This is a genomic window from Streptomyces sp. RerS4 (assembly GCF_023515955.1).
In the GTDB taxonomy this organism is placed as follows: Bacteria; Actinomycetota; Actinomycetes; order Streptomycetales; family Streptomycetaceae; genus Streptomyces.
The window spans coordinates 7,095,499-7,111,693 of record NZ_CP097322.1; the positions used below are offsets into that span (position 1 = coordinate 7,095,499).

Below are 16,195 nucleotides of genomic sequence, written 5' to 3' on the forward strand. Positions count from 1 at the left end.
GCACCACAGCCCCCACGGCCGCCACAGCACCGCGCCCGAGGCGTCACTCCCGGACTCAGGGGACGTTCGAGGCGTCTTCGCCATGGGTGACTGCGCCGACACGGCAGCACACACGTGCCGCGTCGACACCGCACTCGCCGACAACACATGCGGGGGGTGGATGAGGGAACGGCGATGAGGGTTTACGAAGCCATAGTCAAGGGTCTGGAAGACATCGGAGTACGGGCCGCTTTCGGTGGGGCCGGAGAGAACGCCGCCGGCCTGATGCTGGCGCTCAAGCATTCACAAAAGATCCGGCCGATCATCACGCGGCATGAGCAGGCCGCGTCCTTCATGGCGTGCGGCCACGCGATGTACACGAACGAACTGGGCTTTTGTTTCGCGACCGCCGGGCCGGGCGCGTTCAACCTTTTCTCCGGTCTGGCTGTGGCGATGTCCGATTCCTATCCCGTCCTGGCGGTCTCGGGTTTCGCATCGAGGGAATGGCAGGGATGGGGCTCCCTCAACGAGACGTCGGGCCTGAACCGGACGCCCGACTCCCGCGCCATGTTCGCCGCCACGACGAAGAAGTCCTTCCTGCTCACCGATGCCGCCGACACGTGTGATGTGCTTGAGGAAGCAGTCAACATCGCCTTCGAAGGCAGGCCCGGACCGGTGCACATCCACGTTCCCGAGGACCTCACCCACCGCGGAGTCGAGGTGACGGACTTCCGGCACATCCGGCTGGACGTGGCCCCGGTCGCCCCGGATCCGGCCCGCGTGGAGGCGATCGCCTCGATGCTGGCCGACGCGCTCACACGGCACAAGCGCATCGTGGCCCTCGTCGGGTTCGGCGCGGTCCGCAGCGGAGCGGGAGCGGAGATCCGGCGCTTCGTCGAACGGTTCCAGATTCCCTTGCTCACCACACTGGACGGCAAGGGCATCGTCTCCGAGGGGCACCCGCTCTCGGTGGGTGTCTTCGCGGACAGTGGACATTCCAGCGCGTGGAAGGCTTTCCGCGAGGCCGATGTCGTGTTGTGCGTCGGCAACTCCTTGAACCAGCACGCCACGTTCAACTACCGCGAGGACCTCTTCGAGAACAAGGTGCTCGTCCATGTGAACATCTCCGAGACCGAGTTCCACAAGGCCTACCGGCCCGACTACGCCCTGCTCTCCGACGCGCGTCTCGGGGTGGCCGCCCTCTACGAGGCGCTCGACGAACGGGTCGGCGACATCGCGGCGGCCGAAGTCGACGGCCGCGACTACGAGGCCCGTCACATCACGCACCTGACCGGAAGGATTCACCCGGGGGAGCTGGCCCAGTCGATCGGCAGGATGCTGCCTCCACGAGCTGTCCTGCTCGCCGACGCGGGAGCACACCTCGCCTGGCTCGGCTACTACGTGGACCTGGAGGAGGGGCAGAACTTCCGCAAGGTGGGTTCGTTCGGGCCGATGGCCGGTCACGTCAACGGCGCCATCGGCATGAAGGTCGCACACCCCGAACGGACGGTAGTCGTCGGGTGCGGTGACGGGTGCTACGCGTTGTCCGGTTTCGAGCTGATGACCGCCGTCGAGAACGACATCCCCGTCATCTGGATCATCTTCGACGACCAGGAATTCAAGCTGATCAAACTGTTCCAGCTCGTCACGTACGCGGAGACGGCGCTCGTCGAGTTCCAGAACCCCGACTTCGCCGCGTACGCGCGGGCGTGCGGCGCCGACGGCTACCGCGTGGAGACGCTGGAGGAGTTCGAGAAGGCGTTCCGCGAAGCGCTCGTCTCCGGCCGCCCCTCCCTGATCGACGCCCGGATCACGCGATGGGCCGTCCCCCACTACAGCCCCTCGCCCGACGGCGTCATCGCCGGCCTCGTAGAGACCATCGAGGCACGCCTGCGCGGCTGACAGCGTCCGGCAGGGTGCGGGGCGCCGAGTCCGTGGCAGACGAGATCGGCCGGTCGCACCGTGAAGGGACAGCATGATGAACGACCCGCTGCACATCCACAGCCGTGCCGGCTTCGAGGCCCTGGTGAACCGCCCGCTGCTCACGTCGATCTGGCGTCGCCGCACCCACCGGGTCAGCCGCGGCAGTTCGGTCGAGGCCGGTTCGATGAGCTGGGCCTCCACCGCACCGCGAGCCCCGCTCACAGAGCTCGAAGAGGCCGTCCTCATCGCCATCACGGGCTGCTCGGGCCTCACCATGCCGGACCGCCCCTTCGCCGACCCCCGCGACGGCAAGCCCATCATGGCCAAGCCGAACCTCAACATGGCCGGCCGGACCGCGGGCAGCCCCGACAACGCGCAGGGCACGCACTTCTTCCTGATCAACGACACCGGCACCTACTTCCTGCGCAACCTGCCCCCCGCGTCCGACGGTGGGCCGGCGGCGTTCGACGAGGAGACCCTCTGCTCGCGCGCCGCCGAAGCGAAGGTGCAGCTGCTCGACCGCCGCATCGACGTACCGGAGGGAAAGCGTGACTTCCCCGCCTACCTCGACTCGAACCGGTTCCTGTCGAACCTCCCGGGCAGCACCCTCCTCCTCCCCGTGGTGGACCTGTCACGGCAGTACATCAACGGTTTGATGTACCTGCTGACCCAGCCCGAGGGAGCACGGCCGGCCATCGTCGACGACCGGAACCTCTACCGCTCGGCGGGCGTGCGCAAATGGGTCAAGTCGGGGTTCCTGAACGAAGACATCAAACTGCCCTTGGGCTTCATCTGGGCCATGCGGACGCAGATCGAGGCCGACCTGCTGCTCCAGAACCTCATGCTCACCGCCGACGCCATGGGTCTCGGAGCTTGGATCCACGCCTCGATCGCCCCGTCGATCCTGCTGGGCGACCCGAAGTTCCGTCCCACCTACGGCCCCATGCTCGATTTCGACTGGACCACCCCGCGGTGGAGACCGGCGGACCTCCTCCGCTGGCAGGTGCCGCTCCCGCGCTACGCGGACCTGAGGGCGACCGCCGTCGGCCTGCGGCACAACGGTGAACACCTCATCAAGGCGATGTGTCCGCCCAACTACGCCACCATGGGCGAGGCGGTCGACGCCGTCGTGGCGGGCAAGTTCGGGCCGACGGGCATCTACTCCGACGAGGGGTTGTTCGCCCGTATCTACCGGGGGGAGTTCGGCAGCCGGTACCTGCACGAGGCGAGCGACTACTCCGCCGACGTCATCGCGTGTACGCGGGACATCTGCACCTACATCTACGAGACCCATGGGCGGTTTCCCGCCCACTGCGACACGATCCACGTACCGGGCGTGTGGCTGCAGGCCCATCATCTTGAGAACGGCTACTACGAGCGGTACTTCCGCGACGGTCTGACCGAGGCCCACCGCACGCACGACGCGCACTGGCACGGAGAAGGGTGACAGGACCCCGAGGAACGGAACCCCGAGGAACGGATCAGCTCAGTCGATCCGTACGCAGATGGCCACCGGCAGTCTCGGCGACCAGGTCTCGGTGCTGTGGTCGTACGCTCGGGCATAGCCGTTGTTCCCGGGGGCGCAGGGGGAGGAGATGTTCGTCTCCAGATAGACGGCCCCGCCCGGGACGCCGGAATTCGTCTTCGCCGTCACGGTGCCCTGGTACCTGATCTGGCCCGAGTTGAACTTGACGACCACGTAGACCTTGCCGCCGAGGGTGAAGTTGCCACCGCCGATCTTGAGGTGGTTCCGGTAGGTGTACTGGAACAGGTAGAGGCCGCCGGGCGCCTTGTCCAGACCGGCCGGCATCGATTGGACCTGGCTGGGCCGGCCGGCGGGTGACGCGTCTGCGATCGCCGTCGCCGTCGACATCGGTGAGACTCCGAGGCCGACCACGGCCAGCGCTGTCGCGGTCACGGCGCAGCGGCGCGGCCGGCGCGATGCTGAGCGTGGGAACGCGTGCATGACTGCTCCTTGGGGCGGGGGACTGGGCGGTGAGGGTCCGCAGGAGGCATGGGTCACGTCGCCGCACGAGGTGGCCCGGGGACGCTCGTACGGCATCGCTGTGGCAAGAACTCGGCGACCCGGCGACCCTCGATGTCGGCGGTGGCCGCGCTCCGCCGTCTGGCGGAACGTCCACACTCCCCGGGAGACAATGGTTCAAGTGTATTCCAAATGGGTGAATTTCGCCTGGTGAGGCTATGTTCAGGCGAGGTGGGGCGGCCGGATCAGCCGGGCAGACCGCCCACCTCGATGGGCGCCCCCGGCGGCGGCCACTGCCGACGGGAAGGGACCAGTGCCCGCAGGACCTGCAAGGCCCGGCGACGCTTCCAGTCGTCCGGTGAGCGGAACTCGGCGATGAACGCGGCCGTGGACCTGCTGATGGAGGCCATCGCCTTGTCGCTCGCACCCGGATCCGTGAGCCTGTCGCAGTTGAACCAGGCCAGGCCCCGAGCGACCCGGATCCCGTAACTCGTGAAGAGTTCGTCGTCGCGGATGAACAAGCGGTCCAGTGAACTCAGCCGACGGCAGTATCGGGCGGCGATCTCGTCCTGGACCACGTCAATGGACGAGGCCAGGAGGTCGTTCATGCGGTGGAAGTCGGCGATGTGGCGGTGTACGTCCCCGCGCGCGGCCAGGACCCGCAGCGCCAGCGGCAGATCGTAGGACATGTGCGCCATCATCGAGAAGAGCACCTCCTCCAGGACGTAGGAGTGCCGCACGGTCGAGGCGGCGTAGACGTCCCGCCAGGGCTTCGGGATGGTTTCCGGAAGGTCCGCCGAGAGGACTTCCCCGATGGGCCGGGCATCGGGTGCGGGGCCCAGCCAGGTGTCGATGGCGTCCATCGCCGTGAAATAGGCCGCCGCCAGGGAGATGGACAGGTCGGCGACCCATTCGGGCGCCCTGAACGACGAACTGTTCGCGCGCAGGCCGGCGGCGAGGTCGGAGGTGAGCCGGAAGTAGGTGTAGGCGAACACCGCACGCGGGTCCCGCAGGGCGTCGTACCGCTTGACGCGGGCGGCGAGCTCCCCGACGACTCCGGCGACCTTCTCGGCGGCAGCGCCGGCGGCAGCGGCAGCGGCAGTCGGGTCCCCGGTCATGAGGCCCGGCGGGCGTTCTCCGTCGCCTTCGCCCAGTCACAGACGAGTTCCCCGGCCAGGCTCTGCCGGTCGGTTCCCACCTCGTAGGTCGCCGTCCATGGGCTTCCCAGCAGGGGCATGTGGTAGGTGGACCTCAGGCCGGAGGGGTGGATCGCCGCGGGGTAGCTGAACTTCCTCGTCAGGATGCCCGGCACGGGGCTGAACTGCTCGTTCGCCTCTACGGTGACGCCTCTGCCGTCAGGATCGAGCAGGTAGCGTTCCTTCAACAAGTACAGGGTCACGCCGAACTTGGAGATCCTGACCACGTTGTCGGCCACGCCGAAGGCGCCCGCGGATGGGCTTGCGACGATCGTCGACTCCAGCCGGGACGCGCCGGTCAGCCGCTGGGTGAGGGCCATCGCGACGACGAGCGCCCGGTTGCGCAGCCCGATGCTGCGGGTGTTCCGGAGGCGTCGCCACGAGGTGACGCGGAAGGTGAACTCCCCCTCCCAGTCGCCGGCCCCCACGTCGAAGTAGTAGATGTGACTGGGGGCGGCTGAGCGGGACGGCGCGCTGTTGTTCGTCACCCTGCGTAGGCTAGCGTCGACTGCGCGCACGGAACGACAATGGCAGGCGTGTCTCTCTCTTGCGGCCGTGCGGACCTACCCGCGGCGCCTGACACCACACCGCGGCGAGTGAGCGGGGCGCACCTGCGCCGCCTTGGTGCCGAGGTGATGCCCGAGCTCCCGGTACGCGTCGAACTGGGCGTGGTCGAACCACTGGTCGAAGGTGGCCTGGCGGGGGAAGGCCCTTTCCCGGAGGGCGTAACTGAGCAGCTCGTACGGCATGTCAGGGGTCAGACAGGCCTTCACGAAGATGATCGTCCCCTTTGTGGCGGCCGGTGCGTCGGGCGAGAACTGGACCGGTTCCGGATACTCGATCGTGCCGCGTACCACGCAGGTGGCGGAGAACCGGGCGTTCAGGGAGGCCATCGGCGCCTCGGGCGGGAGCGGCTTCGCGCTGCCGGGTACCAGGCTCAGCAGACTCTGTCCCTCGTCATCGAAGCTGATCGTCACTCCGAGGTCCTCGTAGGCGAGTGTGATCGCCCCCGCGAGGGTGGTCGCCAGCGGCGGCGAGTCCCCCGAGGCGTCGATGACGTAGATGGTCCGGCAGCGGAGCCGGAGCATCTCGACCAGACCGAGATTGTCGAAGTGGCCGCCGTCGGTGCACAGCAGCAGGGGAGTGGTGTCCGAGTACTGGCCCACCAGCTCCTGGAGTTGGTACCGCAGCCGCCGTACCCGCGGCAGCCGCGGCATGATGCGGTTGGGCCCGTACGTCGCCAGTTCCGCGAGGTACAGGGGGTTGGGCACCCAGGTGCCGAGCCGCACGTTGGACAGCGCGAGCAGTCGCTCCATGAACGTCGTCTGTGAGCCCATCGCGGAGGCGAAGGCCGCTCCGGACACGGCGACGGCGGACTGTACGGTCAGGTCCCGCCCGATCAGCGCCGGGGCCGTCTTCTGGAGAGTGCCCGTGCGGACCCACCCCGTGTCGGGTCCGCCGCAGTAGTCGGAGGCGAAGGTGAAGGGCACGGCGGGCCGGCCGGGCGCGGTGCGGTTGCGCAGCGAGACGGCCGCGGAGGCGGCGAAGATGACCTGGGGAAAGCCCTCCACCCGCCGCGCGTAGGGGTTCAGCGGGGTCGGCTCGTTGTTGTAGTCGTACGGCACCGCGCCGACCGAGCCGTCCTTCAACACCGCGCGGCGCACGGCGAAGGCGCCGGCCAACCGCTGTCGGTAGAAGGGGTGCAGGCTGAAGGTGGTCTGGTCGATCACGAGCGTCAGCACGATCAGAGCGATCGGCACTCCCCACTTCCACCCCGCGTGCCAGCTGCCCGCGTAGACGGCGGCCCAGGACATGAGGGCGAGGCCGAAGAACGCGACCAGGAGCAGCACCAGCCAACACACCACGGCTTTCACCCAGCTGGTGCCGACCTGCGTGACGAGGGAAGTGCCGCCCCTGGAGATCGGGCCTGCCTGCTCACCGTCCGGCTTCAGCTTCTTCACCGTTTTGTGGACCGCGGTGAACCACGTACCCGCGGCGGTTGCCGCCGCCGTGATCGCGCCGAGCAAGGCGACTCCCTCTCCGCTGTCGTCCCAATATCCCCCTCTGACGGCCTCGTGGGCCAGAGAGGCGAAGAACCAGATCACCGAAGGAAGGACGACCGAGTACGCGGCGACCGCCAGTGCGAGGCCGGTGAGGGTGTTCACCGTGCTGCGCAGCCAAGCGGGACGTGACTTTCCGCTGCCGGCCCGCGTGAAGGCGTACCCGACGGACACCAGGCCGGCCAGGCCGAACAGGGCGAGGACGGGGCGCCAGGCGGTCGGGTGCAGATCCAGGGACGAGTCGAACACTTCCCCTTTCACGGCGAGGGGGCGCAGCTCGGTCAGCGGGACGTACGAGTAGAACTGGTGCAGGAACTGACCTGCCACGGCGAAGACCAGCGCCAGCATGCCGAAGGAGACGGCCATCCCGCGCAGCACCGCGCCCGCGGCGTTCAGCTTCTCCTTGGGCGCGTCCGCCAGGTACTTCGCGTGTCGGCGGATGTGGTCCTCCTCCGGGCTGCCCGGCGCGAACACGTCCGCGGGCTTCGCGAGACCGGGCCGCACCGACGGGCTCCCGTCCGGGGCCCGGAACCGGGCCTCGGTCAGCGCCAGTTGGAAGGCCCCGGCGGTGTACCCGCCGCCGGACACCGACACCAGATACGTCGCCTTGAGCAATTGCCCGCGCAGTGCCTGCAGTGCGCCCAGGGTGACCGAGGCCGACCGGATGCCGCCACCGGAGACGCAGAAGCCGACCTCCGCGGGCTGTCGGCCCGGCGGCTGGTACGCGCGGGTTCGCCAGCGGGTCACCGCGCTGTCCTTCGGGCTCCGGGCCTCGGTTTCGCCTGGTTTCACCGGGTTGGGGGCGGTCCACTCGGGCCGGGGCTCCCAGTCGTGGGGCGCGGCCGGGGGGACGATCACGTCCGGGTCGCTCCACTGGCTCTCCGTGCCGTCCACGAGCCTGTGGGCGTGGGCCACGACGGGACGGGGACGGTCCTCCCGCGCACTCCGTACGAAGGAGGGGTCCAGCACCCGGCGACAGCAGAGGGTGACGACGATCAGGATGGCCGCTGCCACCAGAGGGACGACGAGCGCCCATTTCATCTGGGCGAAATAGGACGCCCGCGTCAAGTCCGGTACCGGGTCGGCGGCGAGCCGGTTCAGAGCCCGCCAGAGGAAGACGTTCTCCACGCAGTCCGCTGCCACCGGCACGGAGGTGAGGGCGAGGGCGCGTCGGGCCCACAGCCGCGTGGACTCCCGGTAGAGGAAGAGGTGCCCGAGCCCGAAGGCCCCGGCCAGGGCCACCGCGTAGCCGGGGATGAACATGCGCCAGTCGAGCACGAGGCCGTCCTGGAACAGCTTGCCCCCGTTCCCTTTCCCGCCTCCGACACCGTTCACGATGGCGCGGGCCTCTTCGGCCGTCGCCGCGAACTGCAGGAGCACTTCCCTGTTCCCTGAGGGCTTGTCCAGGAACGGCGGATCCACCACGTACCAGATGATCATGCAGAGACCGGCGGTGAGCCCGAACAGACACAACCCCACCGCCCAGCCCGGAATCTCTCGCAACCTCGACTGCGTAGGAGCATTCGACATGTACGCAGAGTAGTCATCCGGACTCCGTCCGGACGGCATTCGTACCGGTGCGTGCCGCGGGCCCGCACGGAGCCGGCTCGACCACGACGGACGGATGCTGCGCATCACCCAGCACGACCCGCCCGCTGCCGGTGGCTTGCCTCGGTCCCGCATCCACACCACGGGACGGTGCGTCGAGATTGTCCTTCAGGCCGACCATCCTCACGGAACGGAACCCCTGACCCGCGCTTTGGTCCTACGCTCGCGACAGGCCGAACTGGGAGGCATTCGGCCAAATGACCTTGAGCGAGGCTTGATTGACGATATTCGCAGCACCGCTGCCCACCGCATCCCACCCGGCTGATGCCTGCCCGACGACCACAGTCCCCGACCAGCTGGTGTTCCGCACCACGCTGAGCGTGCCGACCGCCGAGCGGGACGTGTTCGCGGTCGTCCGCAGTGAGTCCATCACCTGGATCAAGACCAAACAGACCCGGTACCCCGACGCTCCGAGCACCAGCGGCGTCCACCATCTCGGCGCCACGACCGTGCTCACCAACCAGTCCCGCTACGACGAAACGGGTGTGGAGACCGCCCTGCGGATCCAACTTCGCGAGGACCAACCCGCGGCCACCTGGCGCACCACCATCACCGCCGCCCTTGCCCCGCCCGGCGCCCCGACGGCGGCCGCGGTCGCCGTTTCCCTGGAATGCTTCCCCAATGGCACGACAGAGGGTCTACGGCCCGGACGGCCCGCCATCGTCAAGAATCTCGTGGCCAGGCTGAGCCCCTTCGACGGCGACGGCCGGCTGACCGTGAACGCCCTCCAGGTCGGCAGCGCCCAAGTGGACCATCTGATCGAAGTACTGTGCGATCCAGACCGGCTCCACCCCGTCGTCGTCGCCGCCCGCACCACCGAGCCGGATCCCTTGTGGTCGCAGCGGATGCGCACGGTCATGCCACAGTGCGCCGGATCCGCCGGCCTCTACCTCCTGGCGGACCCCAAAGCCGTGGACGCCTTCCGCCACGAGATCGGCGAGCATCACCGCGTCGCACCCGGAGCCGTACGGACCTTCCTCCCCGGCACCGATCCCGCCTGGGCCCCCGACGCCGCCCGCCACCGGTTCGTCAGCCCGGCCCGCATGCGCGATTCGAGCGACAACGCGTGGACCACCATCGCCCGAGCCGCGCAGCGCCACGCCACGCAGGCGCCCATCCCGGAAATCCTGCGGGACCTGCGCTTTCCGGACGACGAGGCCGCCACCCAGCGACGACGCGAAGCTCTCGCCCAGACCATCACCCCACATCCGCGCCTCCCCGTCGACGCCCTCAACGAGCTGCGACACCTGCGCGAGGAGAACGCCCTCCTCCTCGACCTCCTGAAGACCGCCGACGAAGAGGTCGAGGAGAAGCGCACCAGCACCCGCCTGGCCGAACGAGCCACAGCCTCCCTTGAAGCCCAGCTCGCCCTGGCCCGCCAGGAATCCCTGCACAACCTCCAGGACGCGGTCGAAGCCCTGGAGGAAGCACAGCGAGCACGGACCGAAGCCAATCAGCTGCGCTCCCGCCTCTACCAGCAAGACCGCCACGAAGACGCCACCGACCCGGTCGAGGTCCCCCAGCCCCTCCCGACCTCCTTCGAGGAGCTGTGGGACAGGAGGGAAGCATTCTCACGCCTGCTGTTCACCGCCGACCGCGACACCTGCATAGACCTCGACGAGAACGACCGCGCACGCGTGTGGGCCGGCAAAGCCTGGGTGGCGCTCCGCGCCCTCGACTCCTACGCCGAGCAAGCCCAACAGGGCTTCAAGGGAGCCTTCTACGACTACTGCACTGCCCCGCTGCCCGGAGTCCAGGGCTGGCCGGCCAAACAGGTCGCCATGGCCGAGGGATCACAGACCATGGCGCAGTACGGAGGCCAGAGAGTCTTCCCCGTCCCGACGACCGTAGACCCCTCCGGTCGCGCCGTCATGGAAGCCCACATCAAGCTGGACAGCAAGGGAGCCACCTCGCCCCGGGTGCACTTCCTCGACGACACCAAAGGCACCACTCAAATGATCATCATTGGGTATGTGGGGCCCCACCTACGCAACACGAAGACCAACTGAGCCCCGGGGCGCCGGGAGTCGAGACGCGGAAAGCGGTGACTGTCGTATGCCACCCGTGGCGCGAGGTTCGGTTCGTTGCACTTCGTGATCACAGAATGTCTGTATGTGGTGACGTCTCGTGAGGATGGTGCCGGGTGCTGCGGCGCCGTCTTACCGACAAGGAGACATCCATGCACACCGCACTCCTCCCGGCTCTCGCGCCGGTCGCCTCCCCGGCCGAAGAGGCCGCCCTGACCGCACTGCTGACCGAGGGTGAGGCGTCGGTCAGCGACGCCCCGCAGTTCAGCCCGGCCTCCGCCATCAGCCTCCTCCTCATCGTCGCGGCGAAGGAGCCGAAGGAGCCGAAGAAGAAGACCGGCTGACGACTCTGCCGTTCGTCCGCTCGATCCGCCGGCCCTGCCGCCTGACAGGAGAGTCCACCACGCATGTCAGTCACCGATGTGAAACTGCGCGCCGAGTACGGCGCCGCGGTCGAGCGGATGGTGGGCCGTGCCCTCGACGCCCTGAAGGGCGTCGAGGGCACGTGCGGCCCGGCCCAGCCGCTGTCCAGGGCCGAACCGGCCGCCCTGCGCGTCCTGGGCCCGGACGTCTTCACGCCCCGGCTCCTCGCCTCCCCGGCTTCCGGCCACGACGCGGCCCGGGAGGTGGCCGAGGCGTACCGCGTCTTCCCCCCGGCCGTAGGCGGCGATGCGGTGGCCCGCTGGCTCGACTGGGCCACCTGGACGCTCGCCTCCCGCAACGGCTCCGCCGACCCGGCACCGGCACCGGCGCGGGAACCGGCACCGGCCCGCCCGGCGGGCCCGTTCTTCCCGGTCCCCGACTGCCTCCCGGCCGCCGACGGCTGGCGCCCCTGGTCGCTCGCCATGGCCCGGCTCGCGCCACTGGCGCTCCCCGGCCTCGACAGCCCGCTCCACGACGCCGCACGCGCCGACCCGCTTGCCCTCGCCCGCGGAACCGTCCGTGCCATGCTGCGCCGAGACCACCGCACCGCCGCCCGTCTGGTCCGCTGGCTGGCCTGGCTGGCCTGGCTGGGCCGGCAGGCCAGGCTCACCGGCCCGGCAGGCCCTTCCGGGCCGCCCGGCGTCCGCGGACCGGTCGTCCCGGAGGGCGTACCCGTCGAGATCGAACCCCTGATCACCCGCCTGAAGCAGGTCGGTGACGGCAGCGCCCGAACCGCCTGAGCGGCCGCTTCGTCCAGAGCGCCTACGGGATCCCGCGACGTCTGGCGCCCTGACCCGGACCGCCGACGATGATCCGACGGACGGACTCCACCACGACGGCGCGGCACCGCGCCGCCGCCCTGCTCGCCGCGCGCCGGGCCATGGGCCACTTCGCACAGCGGGTACACGGCGTCGTACACCGTCCCGGCGTGGGCCTCATGAGCGGAGCCAGATGATGACGGGATCCAGCGCAGCTCCATGTCGGCCTCACTCGCGTCCCGGTGGTGCTCACCGATGCTCAGGCCCCGGGCAAGGTACAGGTGCTCACGGGTGCGCGCGCCGGCGGGCATCCGCCACATCTTCGTCAGCAGCTCGACCTCCGAGGCGCCGATGCCGGCTTCCTCGGCCAGTTCCCGGCGTGCAGCCGTCAGCGGGTCCTCGCCGGGCTCGCGTCCGCCACCGGGACACATCAGCAACCGCTGGCCGCACACGTATTCGTTTTCGTGCGGTGCCCCCTGGGTGAGGAGAGAGCGGGTGGCGGCGCGCCTGTCAGGCGAGGAGTCGGTGCGGGTCGCCCGCTACGGGGCCGGGGGTGAGCCGGGTGAAGGACTCGGTGCTGATGATCTCGTCGCGTTCGGTTTCGGGCAGGCGGGCGAGGAGGCCGGGCAGGGACCGCTCGCGCGCGACCTCACCTTCGTGAGCGAGGATCGCGGCCCACTTCACCGCGGCCCACAGGCCGACGTCCACGGTCGTGGTCACGTACGCGTCCGACACGGTCAGCACGCTCTTCCCCACCGTCTCCAGCAGGGTTCCCAGCCGGCCCACACCGGTCTCCGAGTGCGTGGCGGCGTACAGCGCCGACGTCTGCCAGGGGGCGCCGGCCCGGGGGTACAGGTGCGCGAGACCGGAGGCTTCGACGGCGAGCAGGGTGATCTGGTGGCTGCGCTGGTGGTCCGGGTGGCCAGTCAGCTGCCCCAGCGCGTCGTGTCCGACGACGATGTCGGGCCGGAAGGCGCGGATGTGCGAGACGAGGCGGCCGACGGCTTCGTCGAGGGGTGCGTCGATGAGGCGTACGGCCCCGCCGGGTGCTGAGGCGGGGTTGCGTGCGTCGGCGTAGCCGAGCAGGCGCGGTGCGCCGGCGCCTAAGACGTTCAAGGCGTCTGCGAGTTCGGGGGCGCGGTGGCTGTCGGCCGTCCAGGTGGCGGTGACGACGGCGGTGCGGGCGCCGGCGGCGGCGTGCTGGGCGAGGACTCCGCCGGCGAGGAGGCATTCGTCGTCAGGGTGCGCGAAGACCGCGAGCAGGCTCGGAAGAAGCACGGGGGCAGGATCCTGTCTGTGGTGTGGGGCTGGAGAGACGTGCAGGCCACGGGCGGGGGAGAGGGTTACAGGAGCGGTGGGCGGCCGGCGGCGGTCAGGCGAAGGACGGTTCGCCACCTCATCGGTCGACGGTCTTGTGCATGGCGGCCGAGCCACCCTTCGCGGAACCCACGCAGGGACTCCCTCGCCCCACCTCCGCGGACAGCCCGCACGGCGGTCGCGGGGCCCACACAAGCAGGTACGGGGCGATGAGGGGTGCGGGCAGGTTGCGGTAGGCCACCGGGCGACACGGCTCGGGAACACCGTGCTGGAGGCCGGGACGCTGTCCTTGCTCAGGCGCTGCGAGTGCTGGACGGTCGCAACCGCGGGCAACCAGGCGCTCCCTGTCACTTGACCGTAGCTTCGAAGTGCCGGGCGGTCGCGGATGAATCATGCCCCCGGGTGGAAGAACCTGCCAGGATAGTGGTCCCGCTGCGAGGAGGCCGAGTTGACCAGTCCCGAGGCCAAGGGGTCAAAGCTACCGCCGACTTATCCCCCAAAGTCGCCTCCGCCGCCGAAGCGGCCGGTGGAGGCTCCGCGGCCACAGCCGGAGACGAAGCCCACGACGGAGGTCGCGGTCCGCCGGCCCCGCATGATCGTGCGGAACCGGCGTACGGCCGCGCTCGCCTTCAGGGCCGACGAATGGGCGGCGAAGAAGGCCGCCGCCAAGGTCGCGGAGGAATTGCGGGGGTGGGGCTATCCCGCCCTGGACGAGAGCGACCTCACGGCGGCCGTCCGCCGGCTCGTCGCGGCGGCTGTTGCGGACGGGGGAAAGCGGGTCAGCGTGCACCTCGGCGATCAGGACCACAAGGTCCTCGTTGCCGTCCTCAGCCACGTCGCCGGATCGTCCGACGAGACCGTGCTCGGCGAGCTGATGGCGCTGACCACGGTCGACTCCGTGGGCGTGGACGCCGGCGAGGACGGCCACAGGATGTGGGTCCTCCTGGATGCCGCACCGCGACGCCGTGGTGCCGGCCACGCTGCGGCATAAGGGCAGGGGAGGCAGGCAGGCTGCTACACGGCTACTGCGGGCGGCAGCCCTACAGTCCCGGGCCCGCGACGGTGTCGGTCCTGCTCGTAAAGGTTCGTCAGCCGAGGGACAGGGTCAGCACGGCCTGCTACTGCCGTTTCCCTGGAGGCTCGCGTCGTAGACGTATCCCCAGTAGCGAGTGCTGCCGGTGTTGAAGTGGCCGTAGGACCAGGTGTTGCCGTAGCTGTTGGTGACGTAGCAGGCGACGTCAAGGCTCCAGCCGGGTCCCAGGCGGAGGACGACATCACACGCTCCGTATGGCCCTTTGCGGAGATACGAGTACTGCCCTTCGACGGTGTAGTCGAATTCGTTGCTGAAGCTGCCAGTCGGCCAGCCGGTGCATGTGACAGCGGTGGAGCCTTGGCTGCCGGCAGCTGCTGGGGTGGCGGCGAGAGTAGCCAACGCTGCGGTCACTGCCGCGAAAGCGAGTGTCGAACGGATCCTCATGATTCTCCCCTGTCAGGCGGTTTCGTGGAGTGTGCCGTTTCGGTTCCAGTCCTCAAGCGTCCTGCTCTGTGGGCGTGTTCAATCTTGACGGGTCGGCAGGCCGGCCCGACAGTCGCGATTCGGCCGTGGCCCACGATCTTGTACGGATGTGCCCAGGATCGGGCGTCCTCGTACCCTTCGGGAGTGACAAGGTAGGGGCCGACCCATTTGCGGGAGTAGTCCGTCAGGTCGTCCTGATCGGGATAGGTGCGGCGGTGCTGCCGTACGAACCACCGGTGCCGGTAGATGCGGCCGGCGGTGTCCCGGGCGCCGCGGTCGTCGTCGGGGCGGGTCGGACAGACTGACGCGGCCGATACGATGACTGTGCCCCGCCGCCATCCCGAGGTAAGGACCCGGCGGTGAGTCAGCACCGTTCCGCCCGTGCTGCGGTGTTCTCGGCCGGCTCCTGGGGGACCGCCGTCGCCAAGATCTTGGCGGACGCCGGCACCGACGTCATCGTGCACGCCCGCCGCAGCGCGATCGCCGACGCGATCAATTCGACGCACCGCAACCCCGGCTACTTCCCCACCATCGAGCTGCCCTTCTCCGTGACGGCCACGACGGACCCGGCCGCCGCGCTCGCGGGCGCGGACTTCCTCGTCCTGTCCATCCCCGCGCAGTCCCTGCGGGCCGGCCTCGCGGCGTGGGCGCCGCACATCGGGCCCGACACCGTGAACGTGTCGCTGATGAAGGGCGTCGAGAGGGGCAGCCACCTGCGGGCGAGCGAGGTCATCACCGAGGTGACCGGCGTGAGCGCGGACCGGGTCGCGGTGCTGTCCGGACCCAACCTGGCGCGCGAGCTCATGGACGGCCGGCCCGCCGCCGCGACCGTCGCCTGCCCCGACGAGGAAGCCGCTCGCCGCTTCCAGCAGGCATGCCACACCCCGTACTTCCGGCCCTACACCAGCACCGACGTGATCGGCTGCGAGCTCGGCGGCGCGGTGAAGAACGTCATCGCCCTGGCGGTCGGCATCGCCTCGGGCATGGGCCTGGGCGACAACGCCACGGCCATGCTCATCACGCGCGGGCTGGCGGAGGCCACCCGGCTGGCCGCGGCCATGGGTGCCCACCCGTCCACCCTCGCCGGCCTGTCCGGCGTGGGCGACCTGGTGGCCACCTGCTCCTCACCTCTCTCTCGCAACCGCACCTTCGGCACCCATCTCGGCCACGGTCTGAGTGTCGAGCAGGCGACCGCCGCCGCCCGGCAGACCACCGAGGGCGTCAAGAGCGCCGAGGCGATCCTCGCCCTGGCCGGCGCCCACGGCGTTGAGATGCCGATCACGGAAGTCGTCTCCGACCTGCTGCACGAGAAGGTCACGCTCGACCAGGCCGCGGCCGCGCTGACGCAGCGGCCCCCCAAGCCCGAGCACTGACCCCCGCGGCACCCGGCCACACCAGGGCCCG

12 protein-coding genes and 1 pseudogene are annotated in these 16,195 nt (G+C 69.6%); 7 read left to right on the plus strand and 6 right to left on the minus strand.

Translation table 11 applies throughout. From position 1 onward, the window contains the following. Positions 1–174 precede the first annotated feature (174 nt). Positions 175–1,881 (plus strand): thiamine pyrophosphate-binding protein, encoded by a 1,707-nt coding sequence (locus M4D82_RS31860; protein WP_249770964.1) that lies wholly within the window; start codon positions 175–177, stop codon positions 1,879–1,881. A 73-nt stretch (positions 1,882–1,954) separates the two neighbouring features. Further along, complete coding sequence (locus M4D82_RS31865) at positions 1,955–3,349, plus strand: hypothetical protein (RefSeq protein WP_249770966.1); 1,395 nt, start codon at positions 1,955–1,957, stop codon at positions 3,347–3,349. A 39-nt stretch (positions 3,350–3,388) separates the two neighbouring features. Here M4D82_RS31865 and M4D82_RS31870 read toward each other — a convergent pair whose 3' ends face one another. The 4 genes from M4D82_RS31870 to M4D82_RS31885 all read right to left on the minus strand — a co-directional run bounded on the left by M4D82_RS31870 (position 3,389) and on the right by M4D82_RS31885 (position 8,645). Then, positions 3,389–3,868, minus strand: coding sequence for a hypothetical protein (locus M4D82_RS31870; RefSeq protein ID WP_249770969.1), 480 nt, complete (start codon positions 3,866–3,868; stop codon positions 3,389–3,391). A gap of 263 nt (positions 3,869–4,131) precedes the next feature. Next, positions 4,132–5,004, minus strand: a complete 873-nt coding sequence (locus tag M4D82_RS31875) for a DUF5995 family protein (RefSeq protein WP_249770971.1) — start codon at positions 5,002–5,004, stop codon at positions 4,132–4,134. Further along, positions 5,001–5,570, minus strand: coding sequence for a hypothetical protein (locus M4D82_RS31880; protein ID WP_249770973.1), 570 nt, complete (start codon positions 5,568–5,570; stop codon positions 5,001–5,003). Before M4D82_RS31880 ends, M4D82_RS31875 begins: the two co-directional genes overlap by 4 nt. A 75-nt stretch (positions 5,571–5,645) precedes the next feature. Next, the gene (locus M4D82_RS31885; protein WP_249770975.1) at positions 5,646–8,645 is read right to left on the minus strand and encodes a hypothetical protein; all 3,000 of its coding nucleotides are present in this window, start codon (positions 8,643–8,645) and stop codon (positions 5,646–5,648) included. 323 nt (positions 8,646–8,968) lie between these two features. Here M4D82_RS31885 and M4D82_RS31890 point away from each other — a divergent pair, with 323 nt between their 5' ends. From M4D82_RS31890 to M4D82_RS31900, 3 genes are all read left to right on the plus strand, one after another. Continuing rightward, positions 8,969–10,759: a DEAD/DEAH box helicase gene (locus M4D82_RS31890; protein WP_249770977.1), complete on the plus strand. Its 1,791-nt coding sequence runs from the start codon at positions 8,969–8,971 to the stop codon at positions 10,757–10,759. A gap of 170 nt (positions 10,760–10,929) precedes the next feature. Continuing rightward, positions 10,930–11,121 (plus strand): hypothetical protein, encoded by a 192-nt coding sequence (locus tag M4D82_RS31895; RefSeq protein WP_249770979.1) that lies wholly within the window; start codon positions 10,930–10,932, stop codon positions 11,119–11,121. Positions 11,122–11,184: 63 nt separating this feature from the next. Then, positions 11,185–11,940 (plus strand): hypothetical protein, encoded by a 756-nt coding sequence (locus M4D82_RS31900; protein ID WP_249770981.1) that lies wholly within the window; start codon positions 11,185–11,187, stop codon positions 11,938–11,940. Positions 11,941–12,167: 227 nt separating this feature from the next. Here the strand turns inward: M4D82_RS31900 and M4D82_RS34155 are convergent. Together M4D82_RS34155 and M4D82_RS31910 are read right to left on the minus strand one after the other, a co-directional pair. Then, a pseudogene (locus M4D82_RS34155) lies at positions 12,168–12,440 on the minus strand (NUDIX domain-containing protein); the annotation flags it as partial. 28 nt (positions 12,441–12,468) lie between these two features. Next, positions 12,469–13,236, minus strand: coding sequence for a PIG-L deacetylase family protein (locus tag M4D82_RS31910; protein ID WP_249770983.1), 768 nt, complete (start codon positions 13,234–13,236; stop codon positions 12,469–12,471). Between the two features lie 631 nt (positions 13,237–13,867). On the opposite strand from M4D82_RS31910, the gene M4D82_RS31915 reads away from it, so the two are divergent. Then, complete coding sequence (locus M4D82_RS31915) at positions 13,868–14,266, plus strand: hypothetical protein (RefSeq protein WP_249770985.1); 399 nt, start codon at positions 13,868–13,870, stop codon at positions 14,264–14,266. A gap of 884 nt (positions 14,267–15,150) precedes the next feature. Next, a complete protein-coding gene (locus tag M4D82_RS31920) occupies positions 15,151–16,164 on the plus strand; it encodes an NAD(P)H-dependent glycerol-3-phosphate dehydrogenase (RefSeq protein ID WP_249770987.1) in 1,014 nt (337 codons plus the stop codon). The last annotated feature ends 31 nt before the right edge of the window (positions 16,165–16,195 follow it).

What these genes read in the sequence shown, in the direction of transcription:
- M4D82_RS31875 (WP_249770971.1), bottom strand. Translation starts at nt 5,004, where the DNA reads ATGACCGGGGACCCGACTGCCGCTGCCGCTGCCGCCGGCGCTGCCGCC.
- M4D82_RS31900 (WP_249770981.1), top strand. Translation starts at nt 11,185, where the DNA reads ATGTCAGTCACCGATGTGAAACTGCGCGCCGAGTACGGCGCCGCGGTC.
- M4D82_RS31895 (WP_249770979.1), top strand. Translation starts at nt 10,930, where the DNA reads ATGCACACCGCACTCCTCCCGGCTCTCGCGCCGGTCGCCTCCCCGGCC.
- M4D82_RS31870 (WP_249770969.1), bottom strand. Translation starts at nt 3,868, where the DNA reads ATGCACGCGTTCCCACGCTCAGCATCGCGCCGGCCGCGCCGCTGCGCC.
- M4D82_RS31915 (WP_249770985.1), top strand. Translation starts at nt 13,868, where the DNA reads ATGATCGTGCGGAACCGGCGTACGGCCGCGCTCGCCTTCAGGGCCGAC.
- M4D82_RS31860 (WP_249770964.1), top strand. Translation starts at nt 175, where the DNA reads ATGAGGGTTTACGAAGCCATAGTCAAGGGTCTGGAAGACATCGGAGTA.
- M4D82_RS31865 (WP_249770966.1), top strand. Translation starts at nt 1,955, where the DNA reads ATGATGAACGACCCGCTGCACATCCACAGCCGTGCCGGCTTCGAGGCC.